The sequence below is a fragment of the Kiloniellales bacterium genome (assembly GCA_030066685.1).
Lineage (GTDB): Bacteria > Pseudomonadota > Alphaproteobacteria > Kiloniellales > JAKSBE01 > JAKSBE01.
The window spans coordinates 150,690-168,715 of the sequence record JASJBF010000051.1; the positions used below are offsets into that span (position 1 = coordinate 150,690).

Sequence of the window (18,026 nt, forward strand, 5' to 3'; positions counted from 1 at the left end):
CCGTGGGCCCCTGGCTGTCCATCGTCGGGATCGGCGAGGATGGGCTCGACGGCCTCTCCGCCGCGGCCCTCGCCCTGGTCGCGCGCGCCGAGCTCTTGGTCGGCGGCGAACGTCACCTGGCGATGATCCCGGAGGACGGCCGCCGGCGCATCGTCTGGCCGAAGCCGCTGCGCGCCGCCTTCGACGACATCGCGGCCTGCAAGCCCCGGCCGGTCTGTATCCTGGCGACGGGCGACCCGCTCTGCTTCGGCGTCGGCCGCATGCTCCTGCAGCGCTTTCCGGTCGCCGAGGTCGCGGTCCTGCCGGCGCCCTCGGCCTTCAGCCTGGCCTGCGCGCGCCTGGGCTGGAGCCTGCCGGACGTCGAGACCCTCACAGTCCACGGCCGCCCGGTCGCGGCCCTGCAGCCCTTCGTCCAGCCCGGCGCGCGCCTGCTGATCCTCAGCGCCGGCGCCGAGAGCCCGGCCGCGGTCGCGAGCCTGCTGCGCGAACGCGGCTACGGCCGCAGCGAGGTCACGGTGCTGGAGCACCTTGGCGGCCCCGAGGAAAGCCTGCGGCGCGCCACCGCCGACGACTGGAAGGAGAGTTCGGTCGCCGAGCTCAACACCATCGCCGTCGACTGCCGCGCCGCGCCGGGCACGCCGCTGCGGCCGCGCAGCCCCGGACTGCCGGACGAGGCCTTCCGCCACGACGGCCAGCTCACCAAGCGCGAGGTCCGGGCCGCGACCCTGGCCGCCCTGGCACCGGTCCCGGGCCAGCGGCTCTGGGACGTCGGCGCCGGCTGCGGCTCGGTCGCCATCGAGTGGCTGCGGGCCGCGCCGCGCAGCGCGGCGGTCGCCGTCGAGCGCCGCGTGGACCGCCTGGCCCTGATCGCCGAGAACGCCCAGGCCCTGGGCGTGCCCCGGCTCGCGGTCGTCGAGGGCGAGGCGCCGGCGGCCCTGGCCGAGCTCGAACCGCCCGACGCCGTCTTCCTCGGCGGCGGGGCCACCGCCCCGGGCGTCTTCGAGGCTTGCTGGGCGGCGCTGCGCCCCGGCGGCCGGCTGGTCGCCAACGTCGTCACCCTGGAGGGCGAGGCGGCATTGCTGCGCTGGCGCCAGGAGGTCGGCGGCGAACTGACGCGCATCGCGGTGTCCCGGGCCGAACCGGTCGGCGGTTTCCTCGGCTGGCGGCCGCTGATGCCGGTCACCCAGTTCGCGGCGGTGAAGTCGTGACCGGGCGGCTCTATGGCCTCGGCATCGGCCCGGGCGATCCCGAGCTGATCACCCTCAAGGCGCTGCGCGTCCTGCAGGCGGCCGCCGTCGTCGCCTATCCGGCGCCGGAGGTCGGCGAGAGCCTGGCCCGGCGGATCGCGGCGCCGCACCTCGACGGCCGCCAGGAAGAGATCGCCATCCGCATGCCGATCCACGATGCCTCCTTCCCCAAGGACGACATCTACGACGGCGCGGCCGAGACGCTGGGCCGGCATCTGGAGGCCGGCCGCGACGTCGCCGTGCTCTGCGAGGGCGATCCCTTCTTCTACGGCTCCTTCATGTACCTCTTCGGCCGCATGGCCGAGCGCTATCCACTCGAGGTCGTGCCCGGCGTCTCCTCCCTGACCGCCTGCGCGGCGGCCCTCGGTGCGCCCCTGGCGGCGCGCAACGACGTGCTGACCGTGGTCCCGGCGCCGCTGGACGAAGCCGCGCTGCGCGCCCGGCTGGAGCAGGCCGAGGCGGCGGCGATCATCAAGGTCGGCCGGCACCTGCCCAAGGTGCGCCGGGTCCTGGATGCGCTGGGCCTGCTGGAGAGGGCCCGCTACATCGAGCATGCGACCATGGCGAGCCAGCGGGTTCTGCCGCTGGCTTTCCTGCCGGACGACGCCGCGCCCTACTTCTCGATGATCCTGGTCCACCGTCGGAGGGAGGCCTGGTCGTGAGCCCCCCGGTCTTCGTCGCGCTGACCGCGCAGGGCCTGGCGTTGGCCCGCCGCCTGCAGCCCGTTTTCCCGGGCGCCGAGATCCACGGCCGCCGCGGCCGGGCCGAGGGCGCGGACCGCCTCTTCGACGACACCGCAGCCGCGCTGCGCGCTCGCTTCGCCGAGGGTCGCCCCATCGTCGGGCTCTGCGCCGCCGGGATCTTGATCCGCGCCCTGGCGCCCCAGCTCGCCGACAAGCGGAGCGAGCCGCCGGTGATCGCTTTGGCCGAGGACGGCGGCGCGGTCGTGCCGCTGCTCGGTGGCCACCGCGGCGCCAACGACCTGGCTCGCCGGATCGCCGAGGCTCTCGGCATCGAGGCCGCGGTCACCACCGCCGGTGACCGCCGCTTTGGTATCGCCCTGGACGCGCCGCCGCCCGGCTGGGCCCTGGCCAACCCGGACGACTGCAAGGCCTTCGTCGCGGCTCTGCTGGGCGGCGCGCGGGTCCGCTTGACTGTGGATCCACCGGTGCAGCCGATGGGCCTCGCCCTTCGACAGGCTCAGGACGAGGCTGAGAATGGACGGGACAAGGCTGAGAACCCCGGCCTCATGCTGAGCTTGTCGAAGTATGGGATAGACTGGCTCGTAGGGTCGGAACTCCCCTTCGACGAGGACGGCGCTCTCGAAATCCTGATCACCGAACGGGCCGAGGCCGGCAACGCCGAGCGCCTCGTCTACCACCCCCGCACCCTCGCCCTCGGTGTCGGCTGCGAACGCGGCTGCGCCGCCGGCGAATTGATCGACCTCGTCGGCAGCCGGCTTCAAGAGGCGGGGATCGCGGCTGGAGCAGTGGCCGGCGTCTTCTCCCTGGACCTCAAGGCGGACGAGCCCGCGGTCCACGCCCTGGCCGAAGACCTGGACCTGCCGGCCCGCTTCTTCGACGCCGCGGTCCTGCAGGCCGAGACCCCGCGCCTGGCCACGCCCTCCGAGGCGGTCTTCCGCGAGGTCGGCGTGCACGGCGTCGCCGAGGGCGCGGCCCTGGCCGCCGTGGGCGAAGCCGGGGTCTTGATCCTGCCCAAGGCCAAGTCCGCCCGCGCGACCTGCGCCCTTGGCCGGGCGCCGTCGCCCTTGGATGCGGAGTCCCTCGGCGCCCCGCAGGGCCGGCTCCTCGTCATCGGCACCGGCCCGGGCGCCCAGGCCTGGCGCACGCCCGAGACCCAGGCCGCGGTTGCCGCCGCGAGCGACCTTGTCGGCTACCGGCTCTACCTCGACCTGCTCGGCCCCGCGGCGGCGGGCAAGGCGCGCCACGACTTCGAGCTGGGGGAGGAGGAGGCGCGGGTCCGCCACGCCCTGGCCCTGGCCGCCGAGGGCCGCACGGTGGCCCTGGTCTCCTCCGGCGATCCCGGGATCTACGCCATGGCGAGCCTGGTCTTCGAGGTGCTGGAGGCCTGCGAGCGGCCGGACTGGCGGCGGGTCCGGGTCGAGGTCGCGCCGGGCATCTCGGCGCTGCAGGCCGCGGCGGCGCGGATCGGCGCGCCCATCGGGCACGACTTCTGCACGGTTTCGCTCTCCGACCTGATGACCCCCTGGCCGGCCATCGAGAAGCGCTTGCGGGCGGCGGCCGAGGGCGACTTCGTGGTCGCGCTCTACAACCCGGTCTCCCGGCGCCGGCGGCAGCAGCTCGAACGGGCGCGCGACATCCTGCTGGAGCACCGCCCGCCCGACACCCCGGTGGTGTTGGCACAACGTCTCGGCCGCGCGGGCGAGGAAGTCACGGTCGTCGACCTCGCGGCGCTGACCCCGGAGCAGGTCGACATGCTGACCCTGGTGCTGATCGGATCTTCGGCCACCCGCCGCGTGCCGCGCCGCGACGGCGGGCTCTGGGTCTACACCCCGCGCGGCTACGGTGCGGGCCTCGCCCTTCAGCGCGAAGCGCGGCGCGTACGCGCGGCTCAGGACGAGGCCGAGGAAACCTCCTCATGCTGAGCTGCGCGTACGCGCCGCGCTTCGCGCTGAAGCATGAGGTCGCCGCAGGCGAGGGCCGGCCGAGATGACCGTGCACTTCATCGGCGCCGGTCCGGGCGCGCCTGACCTGCTGACACTGCGCGGCAAGCGTCTGATCGAAGAGGCCGACCTCGTGCTCTACGCCGGCTCCCTGGTGCCGCGCGAGATTCTCGGCTTCGCGAGGCCCGGCGCGCGGGTCGTCGACACGGCGCCGCTGACCCTGGACGAGATCCTCGCCGAGATCCGCGCCGCGCAGGCCGCCGGGCAGAACGTCGCCCGTGTGCACTCCGGCGACCCCTCGCTCTACGGCGCCATCGCCGAGCAGATCCGGCGCCTGGAGTCCCTCGGCATCCCTTACGACATCACGCCCGGCGTGCCGGCCTACGCCGCCGCGGCCGCGGCCCTGGGCAAGGAGCTGACCCTACCGGGCATCAGCCAGACCGTGATCCTGACCCGCACGGCCATGAAGGCCTCGGCCATGCCGCAGGGCGAGGACCTGGCGGAGCTCGGGCGCAGCGGCGCGACCCTCGCCATCCACCTCTCGGTGCGCAACCTGCGCCAGGTGGTCGCGGACCTGACCCCGCACTACGGCGCCGATTGCCCGGTGGCGGTGGTCTACCGCGCCTCCTGGCCCGACCAGCAGGTGATACTGGGCCGTCTGGACGAGATCCGCGACAAGGTCCGTGCCGCCAAGATCACCCGCACCGCGCTGATCCTGGTCGGCCGGGTTCTGGACGAGAGCGGCTTCGCCGACTCCAAGCTCTACGATCCCGAGCACGTTCACGTCTGCCGCCACGTCCGCCGGTCCTGAACCGCGCGTTGCGCCCGTGTCATGAAAAAGTGAAGCCGCCGGTCCCGCGCGGCAAGGAGGCCTGCCGTAACCGGCCGGTCACGGCCCTGTCACGGCAGATCAACCAAAGCTTAATCGACGGGAAAGGTTAACGTCACGGCCCCACCCTAGGTTGCGCTCAAGCCCCCGGCGGCACGGGGGATTTAACTCCGAAATGGCTGCAACCTGTTCATCCCCGGGAGGGATCACCTATGTCGTTACCCGAAGACTCCGCCGGCGCGCCGGCGGCCGTGGACTCATCCAGCGAAGCCCGCCTCTCCAGGCGCTCCCTGCTCAAGGGCAGCGCGGTCGCTGTCGCCGGCCTCTCCGCGCCGGCGGCGGCCTTCCAAGCCTTCCTGGCCAAGCCGGCGCAGGCCCGCGGCCGGCGGATCAGCCCCGACTACGGCGCGCTGGTCGAAGTCGTCGATCCCAACACCGGCCTGCCGCTGCTGAAGCTGCCCCCCGGATTCCAGTACGTCTCCTTCGGCATCACCGGCGAGACCATGGCCGACGGCTCCCTGACCCCCGGCGGCCACGACGGCATGGCGGTCGCGCGGGAGATCGGCCGCCGGGTCGTTCTGGTGCGCAACCACGAGCTGGGCAGCGGGACGCCCTTCGGCTCCGAAAAGACTCCGACCTTCGCGCCCGACGCCGCGGGCGGCACGACCAACCTGGTCTTCGACCGGCGCCGGACGAAGCTGGTCGAGGACTGGGCCAGCCTGACCGGCACGGTGCGCAACTGCGCCGGCGGCCCCAATCCGCTCGCGCGCTCCTGGATCACCTGCGAGGAGACCACGACCGAGGGCCACGGCTACATCTTCGAAGTCCCGGCCAGCGGCCGTGTCTCGGCCGTGCCGATCCGCGACGCCGGGCGCTTCTCCCACGAGGCCGTCGCCGTCGACCCCTTCACCGGCCAGGTCTACGAGACCGAGGACTCCGGCATCTCCGGGTTCTACCGCTTTATCCCTCACCGCCGCTGGGACCTGGAGCGCGGCGGGCGCCTTCAGATGCTGCGCGTCAAGGGCTCCGACGGCCCGGTCAACCTGAACGGCGGCAATCCCAGCCGCAACGAGCTTGCGGTGGACAACGGTCTGCCGGAAGGCGGGCCGATCGAGGTCGGCGCCAGCTTCGAGGTCGACTGGGTCGACATCCCCGTTCCCGACCCGGGGCCCGAAGACGCGCCGGTGGTCGCTCAGGGGCTGGCCGAGGGGGCTGCCTTCTTCACCCGCGGCGAGGGCGCCTGGTACAGCCGCGGCTCGGTGTTCTTCACCTCCACCGACGGCGGCGAGGCGCGCCAGGGCCAGGTCTGGGAATACGACATCAGGCGGAAGCGCCTGACCCTGATCTTCGAGTCGGTCGACGCCTTCGCCCTCAACAACCCGGACAACATCACCGTGGCCCGCGGCGGCGGCATTCTGCTCTGCGAGGACGGCGGCGGCATCCGCGACGAGGACGGCAACATCATCCGCGGCGAGCAGCTGGTCGGCCTGTCGACCGAAGGCGACCTCTTCCCCTTCGCCGAGAACAACATCGTCATCCCCGAGGGTCAGACCTTGGGCGGGCAGACCGGCGATCAGCGCCGCAGGGAATGGGCGGGGGCGACCTTCACCCGGGACGGCGAATGGCTCTTCGTCAACATCCAGACCCCGGGCGTCACCTTCGCGATCACCGGACCCTGGGACCAGGGACCGCTCGGCCGCCGCGGTTTGGGCAAGTTCTTCGACGACGACGATGACGACGACGATTAGGCGTTACTCGCGACCCCGCCTCGCCGGGGGCGACGGCGGGGGCTGCTTCGGCAGCCCCCGTTCTTTCTTCGAAGGATCGCGGCGCGTGACGCGGCCGAAAGGGCTGCGCGTCAGTCCGGCTGGGCGTCGCGCCAGTCCCAGCGGACGTTGAAGGCGACGGAGATGCGCGGCCGCCGGCCCCGGTAGGGGTGGACGTAGTGCCGCAGCCAGCCGGGGAACATGAAGAGCTGCCCGGCCTCGGGCCTGAAGAACAGCGGCTGGTCGAAGGGATCCCCGGGCACCAGCGGCGAGCCGACCCCGGCGCGCGGGTCGATGAATTCGATCAGGCCCGAGAGGTCGTCGGCCGGGTCGTCGTCGCCGATGTCGACGTAGTAGACCCCCGACCAGGCAAAGGCGTTATGGGTGTGCGCCTTGTTGTAGCCGCCGGGATAGAGCACGTTGGCCCAGCCGAGGACCGTGAAGTTGCCCCTGGTGGCGATCTCGCCGCCGCCGGTCGCCTGGGTCATCCCGGTGACCGCGGTGGTGATCCAGTCGAGGAGCCGCCGGACATGGGGGTCGCCGGACTTCAGGAAGTCGTTCGGCGAGTGCCAGCCGCCGACGTTGCTGCGATGGCTGGAGGGTTCCGGATTCGCCATCCCCAGGATGAGAGCCCTCAAGCCGTCGTTGAGCTGTTCGCAGTCCGGGAAGGCGCATTTCAGGACCGGGGTGACGAACCCCTGGATCATGGTCATCTGCGGCTTCGGCTCTCCCGGCCTTCCGCCTGTCTGGGCGCTGCTTAGCTGCATTGCCGTCTCCCACGAGTCTCACGGCTAGCGTGGCCGGACCTCGGGACTCCGGCGGTCCGCCGAATCAGTGTGATCCCCTCCGGCCGGGTGTACAAGCCATCCGGGTCGGCCCCGGCGCGCGGGGCCGCTCGCCGCTCAGGCCGTCCGGGCGTCGATCTCCTCCGGCTCGTTGAAGGCCACGTTGAAAGCGATCGAGATCCGCGGCGTCTCGCCCTTGTAGGGATGGACATAGTGCCGGAGCCAGCCGGGGAACATGAACATGCGGCCGGATTCGGGCTTGAAGCTGACCTTCTGCTTGAAGGGGTCGCCCGGCACCTTCGGCCAGCCGACGCCGACCCTGGGATCGATGAACTCGATGCGGCCGCTCAGATCGTCCCCCGGCGCGTCCTCGCCGATGTCGACGTAGTAGACCCCGGACCAGGCATATCTGTTGTGGTCGTGGACCTGGTTGTAGCCGCCCTGGTGCAGCAGGTTGGCCCAGGCGACCATCATGAAGCCGCCGCTCGCCGCCTCTTCCATGCCGTTGGTCGCCTGGGTCACGGCGTTGATCCCAGTCTTGATCCGTTCCACCAGCTCGGGAACCTCGGGCTCCTGCCACCTGAGCAGGTCCTGCGCCGAATGCCAGCCGCCGATGTTGCTGCGGTGGCTCTGCGCCTCTTCGGGCGCGCGCTCCAGGATCATGCGCTTCAGGCCCGCGTTGAGCTCGCCCGAGTCTTCCCAAAGGCACGACCAGATCGGCGTCGCGAAGGCCGGAAGCATCTGCTGTTTTGCCATCTCTGTCTTCACCCGGCCCGGTCCAGGGGCCGCTCCCTCGATTCCTGTTCTCTCGGAAACCCGCGAGGCCCGCTTGCCAGGCACGGCGAGCGCCTGCGGGCCGCGGCTCGTCTGAAGCCTCAATCTGATCCGCCGGGGCCGCTCGGGCAAGGCCGTGGGTCCGGATTTATCGCGCAGCCCCGGTCAGCTGCCGGCGCAGCCAGTCGTCTGCCGCCGCCGGCTCCGGCACCGTCGGGCCGCCTGCCGGCGCGGGGCGGGCCAGCATCACCACCGGCAGCCCGAGCCGGCGGGCCGCGGCGATCTTGGCGTAGGTCATGGCCCCGCCGCTGTTCTTGCTGACCAGCACCTCGATGCCGTGGCGCCGTAGCAACTCGACCTCCTCCTCGACGGTGAAGGGCGCGCGCCCCGGCGTGACCTCGTAGGCGGGCAGGGGCAGCGGCGCCGCGGGCGGGTCAATCAGGCGGATCAGGAACCAGTGTCCGGTCAGGTCCCGGAAGGCGCCGATTCCCTGGCGGCCCGAGCTGATGAAGACCCGCCGGCCCAGCTCCGGCAGCCGCCGCGCCGCCACTTCGCTGTCGGCGACCCGGATCCAGCGGTCGCCCGGTTCTTCGGGCCAGGGCGGCCGCAAGAGCTGCAGGCGCGGCACCCCGGCCGCCGACGCGGCTGCGGCGGCGTTGGCCGAGATCCGCTCGGCATAGGGATGGGTGGCGTCGACCAGGCAGGCGACGGCCTGGTCCCGCAGATAGGCCGCCAGGCCCGCCGCGCCGCCGAAGCCGCCGCGGCGCAGCTTACCCGGCGGCAGCTCCGGGTTGCGGGTAACCCCGGCCAGAGAGGTGACGACCTCCAGGCCCGGCCGGTCCGCCAGGCGCCGCGCCAGCGCGCGCGCCTCGGCGGTCCCGCCCAGGATCAGGACGCGCCGGGCCTCAGCCATGGGCGCGCCCGACCAGCCGGCCCCGGCGGTCGACGACCAGGACCTCGACCGCCGTCTCGCCCGCCAGCACCTCCAGCGCCGTCGCCCGGGCCCGCGTCGCCACGGCGTCGGCCAGTGGCAGCCCGGCGGACTCGGCCAGGCCGAGGATCTCGCTTGCGGTGTTGGCTTCGCGCGCCCGAACCACGAGGTCGGCGTCGGCGCCCAGCTCGGCCAGCATCCCCGCCAGATAGTCGAAGTCCACCTGGCTGCGACCGGAGTGCAGGTCGAGGTGCCCGGCGGCCAGCTTGGCGAGCTTGGCGAAGCCGCCGCCCAGGCTGAGCCGGGGCAGGGGATGCCGGCGCAGGTACTTCAGCAGGCCGCCGGCGAAGTCGCCCATGTCCAGCAGCGCGATCTCCGGCAGGCCGTAGAGCGCCTGCACCGCGGCCTCGGAGGTCGAGCCGGTGCAGGCGGCGACGTGCGCCAGGCCGTTGGCCCGGGCGACGTCGATGCCCCGGTGGATCGAGTGGATCCAGGCCGCGCAGGAGAAGGGCACCACCACGCCCGTGGTCCCCAGGACCGAGAGGCCGCCCTCGATGCCCAGGCGCGGATTCCAGGTCTTCTTCGCCAGCTCGGCGCCGCCGGGGATCGCGATCTCGATCTCGACGTCGCCGGCCTCGCGGTGTTCGGCGGCGAGCTCGGCGACCACCCTGCGCATCATCTCCCGCGGCTTGGGGTTGATCGCCGGCTCGCCCACCGGCAGCGGCAGCCCGGGCTTGGTGACGGTCCCGATCCCCGGCCCGGCGCGGAAGGCCACGCCGCTGCCCGCGGCGCCGCGGTGCAGGGTCGCCAGGACCAGGGCGCCGTGGGTCACGTCCGGGTCGTCGCCGGCGTCCTTGACGATCCCGGCCCGCGCGAAGTCGGAACCCAGCTCCTCGCGGGCCAACGGAAAGGCGGGCGCCTCGCCGCGCGGCAGGCGGATGGTCACCGGGTCGGGAAACGCGCCGGTCAGCAGCGCCGTGTAGGCCGCTCGGGTCGCCGCCGTGGCGCAGGCCCCGGTGGTCCAGCCGCGCTTCAGCGGCCCTTCGGGTCGTCTTGCCATGCAGGCATCCTATACCGGCCGGCCTTCGGAGGCGCCAGACGTCGATCGCTAGAGGATCTGGCTCAGGAACTCCTTGGTGCGCGGATCCTTGGCCTCCTTGAAGAAGGTCTCCGGGGGACCGTGCTCGACGATCACGCCGCGGTCGGTGAAGTAGATGTGGTCCGCCACCTCGCGGGCGAAACCCATTTCGTGGGTCACCAGGATGCAGGTCATGCCCTCTTGGGCCAGATCCTTGATGGTGATCAGGACCTCCTTGACGGTCTCGGGGTCGAGCGCGGCGGTCACCTCGTCGAACAGCATCACGTCGGGCCGCATGGCGAGGGACCTGGCGATCGCGACCCGCTGCTGCTGGCCGCCGGAGAGCTCGCCCGGATAGCTGTCCTCCTTGCCCTGGAGGCGGACCTTGGCCATCAGCGCGCGGGCGCGTTGCTCGACCTCGGCCTTGGGTTCCTTCAGGACCTTGAGCGGCGCCATCATGATGTTCTCCAGTGCCGTCTTGTGCGGGAAGAGGTTGTACTGCTGGAACACCATGCCGATCTTCTTGCGCAGCTCGAGCTTGTCGAGGTCTGGGGCGTGGACCTCCTGCCCCTCGACCAGGATCGAGCCGGACTGGATGTCGTTGAGCGCGTTGATGCAGCGGATCAGCGTCGATTTGCCCGATCCCGAGGGGCCGATGATGCAGATCACCTCGCCCTTCATGACGTCGAGCGTCACGCCCTTCAGCACCTCGAGCGGGCCGAAGGACTTGTGCACCGCCTTGATCGAGATGATCGGCTGATCGGGGCTCCAGTCGGACATCGCTGTGTCTCCCATCTGCTTGCGGTGGCGGTCTCACACCAAGGGGCGTTGATAATGACCCATTTGATGGCGCACGGCAGCCCGCCGGGCAGGCGCGGCCCGCGGCGCGATGCACCCGCAACGGGCAAGGGTCGCAACGCACCCGGCGGGCTGCCGTGCGCCACCGCAGGCCGGGTTTGCTTGACCGCCCGCTGCGTTGCGCTCCGCTTACGGTACATCGCACCGCTGCGCGAAGCGCGCCTGACGGGCGGGCAAGCAAACCCGGTCAAATGAGTCATTATCAACGCTCCTTGGTATTAGCCCCTGAATGCGCCGGCTGTGAGGCCGGAAACGATGCGCCTTTGGCATAGGAGAACCAGGGCGATAAGGGGCAGCGTCACAATGACCGAGGCCGCCATGACCCGGCCCCAGGGCAGCTCGTACGCGCTCGCGCCACTGATCAATGCGATGGCGACGGGCACGGTGCGCTGCTCCGGCGACAAGGTGAAGGTCAGAGCGAAGAGAAACTCGTTCCAAGCGAGAATGAAGGCGAGCAGACCTGTAGCGGCCAGCGCGGGCCCCATGATTGGCAGGAAGATATCGGCCAGGATACGCCAGGGTGGTGCGCCGTCCACGATCGCCGCTTCCTCCAGTTCCCTCGGCATCTCACGCATAAACGCGGTCAACACCCAGGTGGTGAAGGGCAGCGTCAAAATCAGGTAGGACATCACCAATCCGAGGAGGTTGTCGTAGAGGCCGAGCCCGCGCACCAACTCGAACATGCCCGAGAGCACGGCGATCTGCGGGAACATGGAGACGCTTAGGATAGCAAGCAAGACCGTGGAACGGCCGCGGAAGCGGATGCGGCCCAAGGCGAAGGCGGCCAGGACCGCCAAAATCAACGAAATCGATGTCGCCAGCGTCGCCACGAAAAGCGAGTTTACGATAATGCGGGCGAAGGGCTGGTCGCGGAAGACCGCAGCGTAGTTCTCGAAGGTCGGGTTCCAGGGGAGCAGTTCGGCCTCGAAAAGAGCGCTGCCACTTTTCAGGGAGGAGACGATGGCCCAGTAGAAGGGAAAGACCGTGTAGACGAGGATCGCCGCGACAAGGAGGTAGAAGGCGAAGCGGCCGGCGATCCGTCTAATCCTATGCCGCCCTGCATTCATCGTGTCGCGCTCTGCTCCCCCAGGTTCACCCGACCAGCGGTAATCAGCAAAGCGGTGGCCAACGCGACAACGAGGAAGAGGCAGGTCGCTGCAGCCGAGCCGTAGCCGACGTCTTGGAACTCGACCAGTTGCTGGCGGGCGTAGATCGACATGGAGGCGGTGGCGGCGCTGTTGCCGGTGAGCACGTAGATGACGTCAAAGACACGCAGCGCGTCCAAGCCGCGGAAGATGATGACGACGAGGATGGCCGGGCGGATCAACGGCAGGGTGATGCTGAAGAAGATTCTGACCGCTCCGGCGCCGTCGATGCGGGCGGCCTCGTAAAGCTCCCGAGGCAGGATCTGAAGGGCCGCCAGCGTCAGCAGGGCGACGAAGGGCGTCGTCTTCCACACGTCGACGGCGATGATCGCCGTCATCGATAGCACGGGGTCGCCCAGCCAAGCCCAGGGCTCTGCAATGAGTCCCAGGGTGAGCAGCACGGCGTTTACCACGCCGTAGAGATCATTCAGCATCCAGGCCCACATCTTCGCCGAAACCACCGTCGGAATCGCCCAGGGGATCAGCACCGCGGCGCGCAGCAGGCCGCGGCCCGGCAGGTGAGCGTTCAGCGTTAGCGCGATACCGAGGCCGATCAGAGTTTCGAGGCCGACCGAGACGACTGTGAAGACCACCGTGTTGCCTACCGCGCGCCACCACAGCGGGTCCTGTGCCAGGACCAGGTAGTTGGCGACCCCCACGAACTGCCAACCCGCAAGGTCGGAGAGATAGGCGTCGGTAAAACTGAAGGCGACGGTCCGCAGCAGCGGCCAAGCCGCGACGGCTGTGAGCGCCAGCAGCATTGGCGCCAGGAACAACCAGGCGGTCCGGCGGCGTCGGGCAGCGAGGGAAGTTTGCTTTGCCCGGGGCGTCGATGAAGGCGCGGCTTCGGCGCTACCAGCGTCCGCCACGTCTCAGCCGCTCCAGCGCAGGGCCAAGTTCCGCGAGGTTCCCCGCGGCCGAGCCGTTACCGCTGAGGGTCGCGTGCACGGCGCGCACGAACGCGCTCGACAGCTGGTTGTAGCGTCGACCAACGACGGTCGACGGCCTGGCCACAGCGTTGTCAAGGATCTCTAGAAACCTGCCGTAGAAGGGATTGGCCGCCAGGAGCTTCTCGTCTTCGTAGAGGCTGCGCCGCGTCGGATTGAAGGAGCCCTCAAGCGCACGCCGCTTCTGCTCCTCGTAGCCGGTGAGGTAGCGCACCATGTCGGCCGCTTCCTCAGGGTACGCCGAGTAGCGAGAGACGGCGAGCTGTTGGCCACCCAAGGTCGAGGCCCGTCGGCCCTCGCCGGCTTCGCCCGCCGGCAGCGCCGTCACGCCGACTTTACCCTTGACCGGGCTGTCGTCGGTATTGGCGAGCGCCCAGGCATAGGGCCAGTTGCGCATGAAGAGGGCGCGGCCAGACTGAAAGGCACCGCGCGCGTCCTCCTCGGCGTAGTTGAGAACGCCGCGCGGCGAGATTGTGCCGACCCAGCTCCGCGCCAACTCGAGCGCGGCAATGGCCTGGCTATTGTCGACCGTCACCTTACCATCGGCGTCGACAATCGTGCCGCCGCCCTGGCTGGCGATCCATTCCAGCGCGTTGCAGGTGAGGCCCTCGTAGGCCCGGCCCTGCCAGACGAAGCCCTGGAGCTCGCGGTTGCCGCCCGCCCGTTCCGCCTCGACGATAGCCTTGGCGGTTTCGGTCAACTCCTTCCAGGTCTTTGGCACTGCCCGGCCGTGCTTTTCCAGGAGGTCCTTGCGGTAGTAGAGGAGGCCGGCGTCGACGAACCATGGCACCGCCACCAACTCATCCGCCACCGTGTTGTTGGTGAGCAGCTGGTCGAAATGATCCTCCAGCGTCCCCACGGGGATGTATTCGCTCAAGTCAACAAAGTGGCTGGCGAGGCTGCCCGGCCAGACGACATCGATCTGGAAGACATCGATATCCGGCGACCCGGCGGCGAGCAGGGTCTGATAGAGCGCGAGCCGCTCGTTGGCGTCGGCGGGCGTCGAGACCAGCTTCACCCGATTGCCGGTCTGCCGTGCCCAAGTCTCGGCGCCGCTCCTGCAGAGTTCCTGCTCCTGACCAAGCGAGGAACAGGAGATGGCAATCGTGATCTCGGACCTGGCAGGAGAGGTCGGTCCGACGCCGAGTCCGACTGTGAGGCACAGCACAATCGTAACGGCGATGGTCCCTACTGGGCGCATGGTTTCGTCCCGATTGCTTTGTCGGTTCTCCCTATTCTTGAACTGGAACGTCGTGGCCGCCAGGGCAAATGTGAGCCTGAATCCAGGTTTCCTGGGACGAGGGTCATCAGGACAAGAGCGTCACCCTTTCAGCCTTGGGTCAGAGCCGGCCTTCCGCCGCTAGCCCGAGCGATGTCCGGAAGCAGGTGTGTATCGGACGAAACCGGCCGTGACGTCCGCTTTTGGGCCTTAACTCGCCGGCGCCTTGGTCTCGCCCGGGCTTGATTTGCATCATTGCCGCGATCGTTCAGGCCGATACTTAAAGCGGAGGTGGTGCGCTCTGGAGGGCGAAGCTGGTGAAGACCTTCATGCTGCTAACGGCCAGCGGGCCGCTCGTGATCATCACGTCCTACGACTCGGTCGCTGCGCCGGAGTTGCTGCGCAAGTTCGAGGCCAAGGGTATCACCAAGTTCGTTGCCTACCAGATCCCTCTGGAGCTCGCTCGCGAACGCTACGGAGGCCATTTCTTCGTTGTCGAACACGACCTCGATGAGACCGACGATCTGCGCGTGCTCGACCACAACGGCGCGCGGGCGTTTTCGCTGTTCAAGTTCAGCGAGCTCGGACCGCCAGAGACCCACGAGGCAACGGCTACGGATTGATTGCTAATGGCGCACAGTACCGACGACTTCCGCTACCTCAAGACCTTCGGTGAAATCGGGATCAACGACGTGGCGCTGGTCGGCGGCAAGAACGCCTCGCTCGGCGAGATGGTGCGCGAACTCGAGCCCCTCGGCGTGCGCGTGCCCGACGGCTTCGCGATCACGGCCGACGGATTCCGGGCGTTCATCGACGGCGCTGGGCTGCGCCCAAAGCTCGAGAACTTGCTGGCCGGCATCGACAAGGGAGATCTCGACGACTTCGCTCGGCGCGGTCGCGCGCTCCGCGAGACCGTCTACGCCGCGCCGCTGCCGGACGACCTCGCAGCCGAAATCCGCGAGGCCTACGCCAGGCTTGAGGACGAATACGGGGCGCATACCGATGTCGCTGTGCGCTCCTCCGCGACCGCCGAGGACCTGCCGAGCGCCTCCTTCGCCGGCCAGCACGACACCTTCCTCAACATTCATTCGGCCGGCCAGCTGCTCGATGCGGTCAAGCGCTGCTTCGCCTCGCTGTTCACCGACCGCGCGATCAGCTACCGGATCGATCAGGGCTTCCCCCATCTCAAGGTCGCGCTGTCGGTCGGAATCCAGAAGATGGTGCGCGCCGACCTCGCGTCCTCGGGCGTGATCTTCACGCTCGATACCGAATCCGGGTTCCGCGATGTCGTCTTCCTCACGGCCGCCTATGGTCTTGGCGAGAACGTCGTCCAGGGCACTATCGATCCCGACGAGTTCTACGTCCACAAGCCGACATTCGAGGCCGGCCACCGTTGCGTCTTGCGGCGCGTGCTTGGGGCGAAGCAGCTCAAGATGGTCTATGCCGAGGGCAGGAGCCGCCAGGCGGTACGCAACGTACCCACCTCGGACGCCGAGGCCGCGCGCTTCTGCCTCAGCGACGACGAGGTTCTCGAGCTCACCGATGCCGCGATCAAGATCGAGCGGCACTACTCCGAGGTGGCTGCGGCGGACAGGCCCATGGACATCGAGTGGGCCAAGGACGGGCAGACCGGCGCCCTCTATATCATCCAGGCCCGCCCCGAGACCGTGATATCGCAGCGCGGGCACGACGTTTACCAATCCTATGTCCTGAAGGAGCGCGGCCCAGTATTGGCGCGCGGCCGCGCGGTTGGCGCACGCATTGGTGCTGGCGCTGTGCGCATTGTCCGAAGTGTCGCCGAACTCGAGACGGTGGCGCCGGGCGACGTGCTGGTCGCCGACAACACGACGCCCGACTGGGAGCCGGTCATGAAGACGGCCACGGCGATCGTCACCAACCGTGGCGGCCGCACCTGCCACGCCGCCATCGTCGCCCGGGAGCTCGGCATTCCGGCGGTGGTTGGCGCCGAAGACGCGACTGAGCGGCTTCCCGATGGGCGCAGCGTCACCGTCTCTTGTGCCGAGGGCGACGAGGGACTGGTCTTCGACGGCGAATGCGCCTTCGCGGTCGAAGAGCTCGACCTCAAGTCACTGGAACGCCCGGCAACCCATGTCATGATCAACCTCGGCAACCCGGAGATCGCCTTTCAGACGCGCTTCATACCCAACGATGGAGTCGGCCTCGCGCGGCTCGAGTTCATTATCTCGGAGTCGATTCGGGCCCACCCGTTGGCGCTTCTGCAGCCCGAACGCATCGAGGACGCCGCCGTGCGCAAGGAGATCGAAACCCTGACCCGCGGCTATGCAAGCGGCGCCGATTACTTCGTCGAAAAGCTGTCGGAGGGGGTCGGGACCATCGCCGCCGCGTTCTGGCCGAAGCCGGTGATTGTGCGGATGTCCGACTTCAAGACCAACGAGTACCGGAGCCTGCTCGGAGGCGCGCCCTTCGAAGAGAAAGAACCCAACCCGATGATTGGCTTCAGGGGCGCCGCGCGGTACACCCATCCCAAGTACGAGGCGGGCTTCGCACTAGAATGCGCGGCGATGCGCCGCGTGCGTGCCGAGATGGGGCTCAAGAACGTCAAGCTGATGATCCCCTTCTGCCGCCGCGTCGACGAGGGCCGCCGCGTGCTCGATCGCATGGCGGAGCATGGTCTCAGGCGCGGTGAGGACGAGCTCGAGATCTACGTGATGTGCGAGATTCCCAACAACGTGGTTTCGATCGACGCCTTCTCGGAGATATTCGACGGTTTCTCGATCGGCTCCAACGACTTGACCCAGCTCGTGCTCGGCGTAGACCGTGATTCGGAGGTCGTCGCCTTCGACTACGACGAGCGCGACCCTGGTGTGCTCGAGATGATCAAGCTGGCGGTCGAGGGCGCGCGGCGCAACGGACGACATTCAGGAATATGTGGTCAGGCGCCGTCCGACTACCCCGAGATCGCCGAGTTCCTGGTCCGTGCCGGAATCGACTCCATCAGCCTGACGCCCGATACGGTGGTCCCGACCACCCGTGCGATCCTGGCGCTAGAAAAGGCGTTGGGGCGGAGGCCGCGAGTGGCCTAGATCCCTGTTGCGGCGTGCACCAACATGCCATTTGCGGGTGCGGCGGTGGTCGACCACTGAGTGAGGCGTGACGCACCCCAGTGGAAGAACACCTTTGCGGAACAAAGGGTGAGTCTATCGGGCCCGATTGTCGCCTTTGGGTCACACCTTGCCGTGGGGCGGACCGTCACCGCAGGTCCGGAGCTGGAATGACAGTGGTCGCAATCGCTTCAATATCGGACATCGGTTCCGACAGGTCCGGAGATGGGGCCAGCCCGAACGTCGCGGCCAGAAGATCCAAAGCCGAAGGCTCGGTTGACCAGCAACTCATAGGGGGCGCCCTTGTCCCCGTGGCCGTCGGGCGATGGGCGAAGCGCGCGCCCAACCCATTGAAAACACAGAGAAACGCTTTGCCGCCACGATAAGTACAAAGAAATAGGGCCCAGCTTCCGCCAAGCCCTCGAGATATTGGAGCGGGTGAGGAGAATCGAACTCCCGACACGAAGCTTGGGAAGCTTCTGCTCTACCACTGAGCTACACCCGCCCGAGGCGCGCGAGTCTAGGCCAGCCGCTGCGGCCAGGCAAGGCGCAGGGCCGAGGCCGGTCCGGCTCGGCGCGGTCAGCGGAAGGACTTCTTAACCTCGAACCCCTAAGCATGGCGGCACTTCTGGCCTTTCCGCCCGGCGTCCGGGCAGAGCAGGAGACGCCCCTTGGGTCACGACCCGCCGCAGCGCAGGCAGCGCACGGTCATCTCCTTCC

General features: G+C 69.2%; 15 protein-coding genes and 1 tRNA gene. 7 read left to right on the top strand and 9 right to left on the bottom strand.

Annotated elements, in window-relative coordinates; translation table 11 throughout:
* The first annotated feature begins 2 nt into the window (after positions 1-2).
* From cbiE to QNJ30_25045, 5 genes are all read left to right on the top strand, one after another.
* A complete protein-coding gene (gene cbiE / locus QNJ30_25025) occupies positions 3-1,208 on the top strand; it encodes a precorrin-6y C5,15-methyltransferase (decarboxylating) subunit CbiE (GenBank protein ID MDJ0946724.1) in 1,206 nt (401 codons plus the stop codon).
* Entirely contained in the window at positions 1,205-1,909 is a 705-nt protein-coding gene (locus tag QNJ30_25030) for a precorrin-2 C(20)-methyltransferase (GenBank protein ID MDJ0946725.1), read from the top strand. Before cbiE ends, QNJ30_25030 begins: the two co-directional genes overlap by 4 nt.
* Positions 1,906-3,873 (top strand): precorrin-3B C(17)-methyltransferase, encoded by a 1,968-nt coding sequence (gene cobJ, locus QNJ30_25035; GenBank protein ID MDJ0946726.1) that lies wholly within the window; start codon positions 1,906-1,908, stop codon positions 3,871-3,873. Before QNJ30_25030 ends, cobJ begins: the two co-directional genes overlap by 4 nt.
* Before the next feature lie 64 nt (positions 3,874-3,937).
* Positions 3,938-4,702, top strand: a complete 765-nt coding sequence (gene cobM, locus QNJ30_25040; GenBank protein ID MDJ0946727.1) for a precorrin-4 C(11)-methyltransferase — start codon at positions 3,938-3,940, stop codon at positions 4,700-4,702.
* 230 nt (positions 4,703-4,932) lie between these two features.
* Positions 4,933-6,468, top strand: a complete 1,536-nt coding sequence (locus tag QNJ30_25045) for a DUF839 domain-containing protein (GenBank protein ID MDJ0946728.1) — start codon at positions 4,933-4,935, stop codon at positions 6,466-6,468.
* Between the two features lie 110 nt (positions 6,469-6,578).
* On the opposite strand, the gene QNJ30_25050 is transcribed toward QNJ30_25045, so the two are convergent.
* The 8 genes from QNJ30_25050 to QNJ30_25085 all read right to left on the bottom strand — a co-directional run bounded on the left by QNJ30_25050 (position 6,579) and on the right by QNJ30_25085 (position 14,205).
* On the bottom strand, positions 6,579-7,199 hold the full coding sequence (locus tag QNJ30_25050) for a TIGR02466 family protein (GenBank protein ID MDJ0946729.1): 621 nt from the start codon (positions 7,197-7,199) through the stop codon (positions 6,579-6,581).
* Between the two features lie 189 nt (positions 7,200-7,388).
* Positions 7,389-8,027: a TIGR02466 family protein gene (locus tag QNJ30_25055; GenBank protein ID MDJ0946730.1), complete on the bottom strand. Its 639-nt coding sequence runs from the start codon at positions 8,025-8,027 to the stop codon at positions 7,389-7,391.
* A gap of 166 nt (positions 8,028-8,193) precedes the next feature.
* Positions 8,194-8,958 carry a cobalt-precorrin-6A reductase gene (locus QNJ30_25060; GenBank protein MDJ0946731.1) on the bottom strand — a complete coding sequence of 255 codons (765 nt, stop codon included), beginning with the start codon at positions 8,956-8,958 and terminating at the stop codon, positions 8,194-8,196.
* Entirely contained in the window at positions 8,951-10,036 is a 1,086-nt protein-coding gene (locus QNJ30_25065; protein MDJ0946732.1) for a cobalt-precorrin-5B (C(1))-methyltransferase, read from the bottom strand. Before QNJ30_25065 ends, QNJ30_25060 begins: the two co-directional genes overlap by 8 nt.
* Positions 10,037-10,084: 48 nt before the next feature.
* The gene (locus QNJ30_25070; GenBank protein MDJ0946733.1) at positions 10,085-10,834 is read right to left on the bottom strand and encodes an amino acid ABC transporter ATP-binding protein; all 750 of its coding nucleotides are present in this window, start codon (positions 10,832-10,834) and stop codon (positions 10,085-10,087) included.
* A gap of 296 nt (positions 10,835-11,130) precedes the next feature.
* A complete protein-coding gene (locus tag QNJ30_25075; GenBank protein ID MDJ0946734.1) occupies positions 11,131-11,979 on the bottom strand; it encodes a carbohydrate ABC transporter permease in 849 nt (282 codons plus the stop codon).
* The gene (locus QNJ30_25080) at positions 11,976-12,818 is read right to left on the bottom strand and encodes a sugar ABC transporter permease (protein MDJ0946735.1); all 843 of its coding nucleotides are present in this window, start codon (positions 12,816-12,818) and stop codon (positions 11,976-11,978) included. The genes QNJ30_25075 and QNJ30_25080 overlap by 4 nt, the downstream gene beginning before the upstream one ends.
* 91 nt (positions 12,819-12,909) lie before the next feature.
* Entirely contained in the window at positions 12,910-14,205 is a 1,296-nt protein-coding gene (locus QNJ30_25085) for an ABC transporter substrate-binding protein (GenBank protein ID MDJ0946736.1), read from the bottom strand.
* Between the two features lie 335 nt (positions 14,206-14,540).
* Between QNJ30_25085 and QNJ30_25090 the strand changes: the two genes are divergently transcribed.
* Both QNJ30_25090 and ppsA read left to right on the top strand, forming a co-directional pair.
* Positions 14,541-14,846 carry a hypothetical protein gene (locus tag QNJ30_25090; GenBank protein ID MDJ0946737.1) on the top strand — a complete coding sequence of 102 codons (306 nt, stop codon included), beginning with the start codon at positions 14,541-14,543 and terminating at the stop codon, positions 14,844-14,846.
* Between the two features lie 6 nt (positions 14,847-14,852).
* On the top strand, positions 14,853-17,288 hold the full coding sequence (gene ppsA, locus QNJ30_25095; protein MDJ0946738.1) for a phosphoenolpyruvate synthase: 2,436 nt from the start codon (positions 14,853-14,855) through the stop codon (positions 17,286-17,288).
* Between the two features lie 448 nt (positions 17,289-17,736).
* Here ppsA and QNJ30_25100 read toward each other — a convergent pair.
* Positions 17,737-17,811, bottom strand: a tRNA-Gly gene (locus QNJ30_25100).
* Between the last annotated feature and the right edge of the window lie 215 nt (positions 17,812-18,026).

What these genes read in the sequence shown, in the direction of transcription:
- QNJ30_25065 (MDJ0946732.1), bottom strand. Translation starts at nt 10,036, where the DNA reads ATGGCAAGACGACCCGAAGGGCCGCTGAAGCGCGGCTGGACCACCGGG.
- QNJ30_25050 (MDJ0946729.1), bottom strand. Translation starts at nt 7,199, where the DNA reads ATGACCATGATCCAGGGGTTCGTCACCCCGGTCCTGAAATGCGCCTTC.
- cobM (MDJ0946727.1), top strand. Translation starts at nt 3,938, where the DNA reads ATGACCGTGCACTTCATCGGCGCCGGTCCGGGCGCGCCTGACCTGCTG.
- QNJ30_25085 (MDJ0946736.1), bottom strand. Translation starts at nt 14,205, where the DNA reads ATGCGCCCAGTAGGGACCATCGCCGTTACGATTGTGCTGTGCCTCACA.
- QNJ30_25070 (MDJ0946733.1), bottom strand. Translation starts at nt 10,834, where the DNA reads ATGTCCGACTGGAGCCCCGATCAGCCGATCATCTCGATCAAGGCGGTG.
- QNJ30_25075 (MDJ0946734.1), bottom strand. Translation starts at nt 11,979, where the DNA reads ATGAATGCAGGGCGGCATAGGATTAGACGGATCGCCGGCCGCTTCGCC.
- QNJ30_25045 (MDJ0946728.1), top strand. Translation starts at nt 4,933, where the DNA reads ATGTCGTTACCCGAAGACTCCGCCGGCGCGCCGGCGGCCGTGGACTCA.
- ppsA (MDJ0946738.1), top strand. Translation starts at nt 14,853, where the DNA reads ATGGCGCACAGTACCGACGACTTCCGCTACCTCAAGACCTTCGGTGAA.
- QNJ30_25055 (MDJ0946730.1), bottom strand. Translation starts at nt 8,027, where the DNA reads ATGGCAAAACAGCAGATGCTTCCGGCCTTCGCGACGCCGATCTGGTCG.
- QNJ30_25060 (MDJ0946731.1), bottom strand. Translation starts at nt 8,958, where the DNA reads ATGGCTGAGGCCCGGCGCGTCCTGATCCTGGGCGGGACCGCCGAGGCG.
- QNJ30_25080 (MDJ0946735.1), bottom strand. Translation starts at nt 12,818, where the DNA reads ATGCTGCTGGCGCTCACAGCCGTCGCGGCTTGGCCGCTGCTGCGGACC.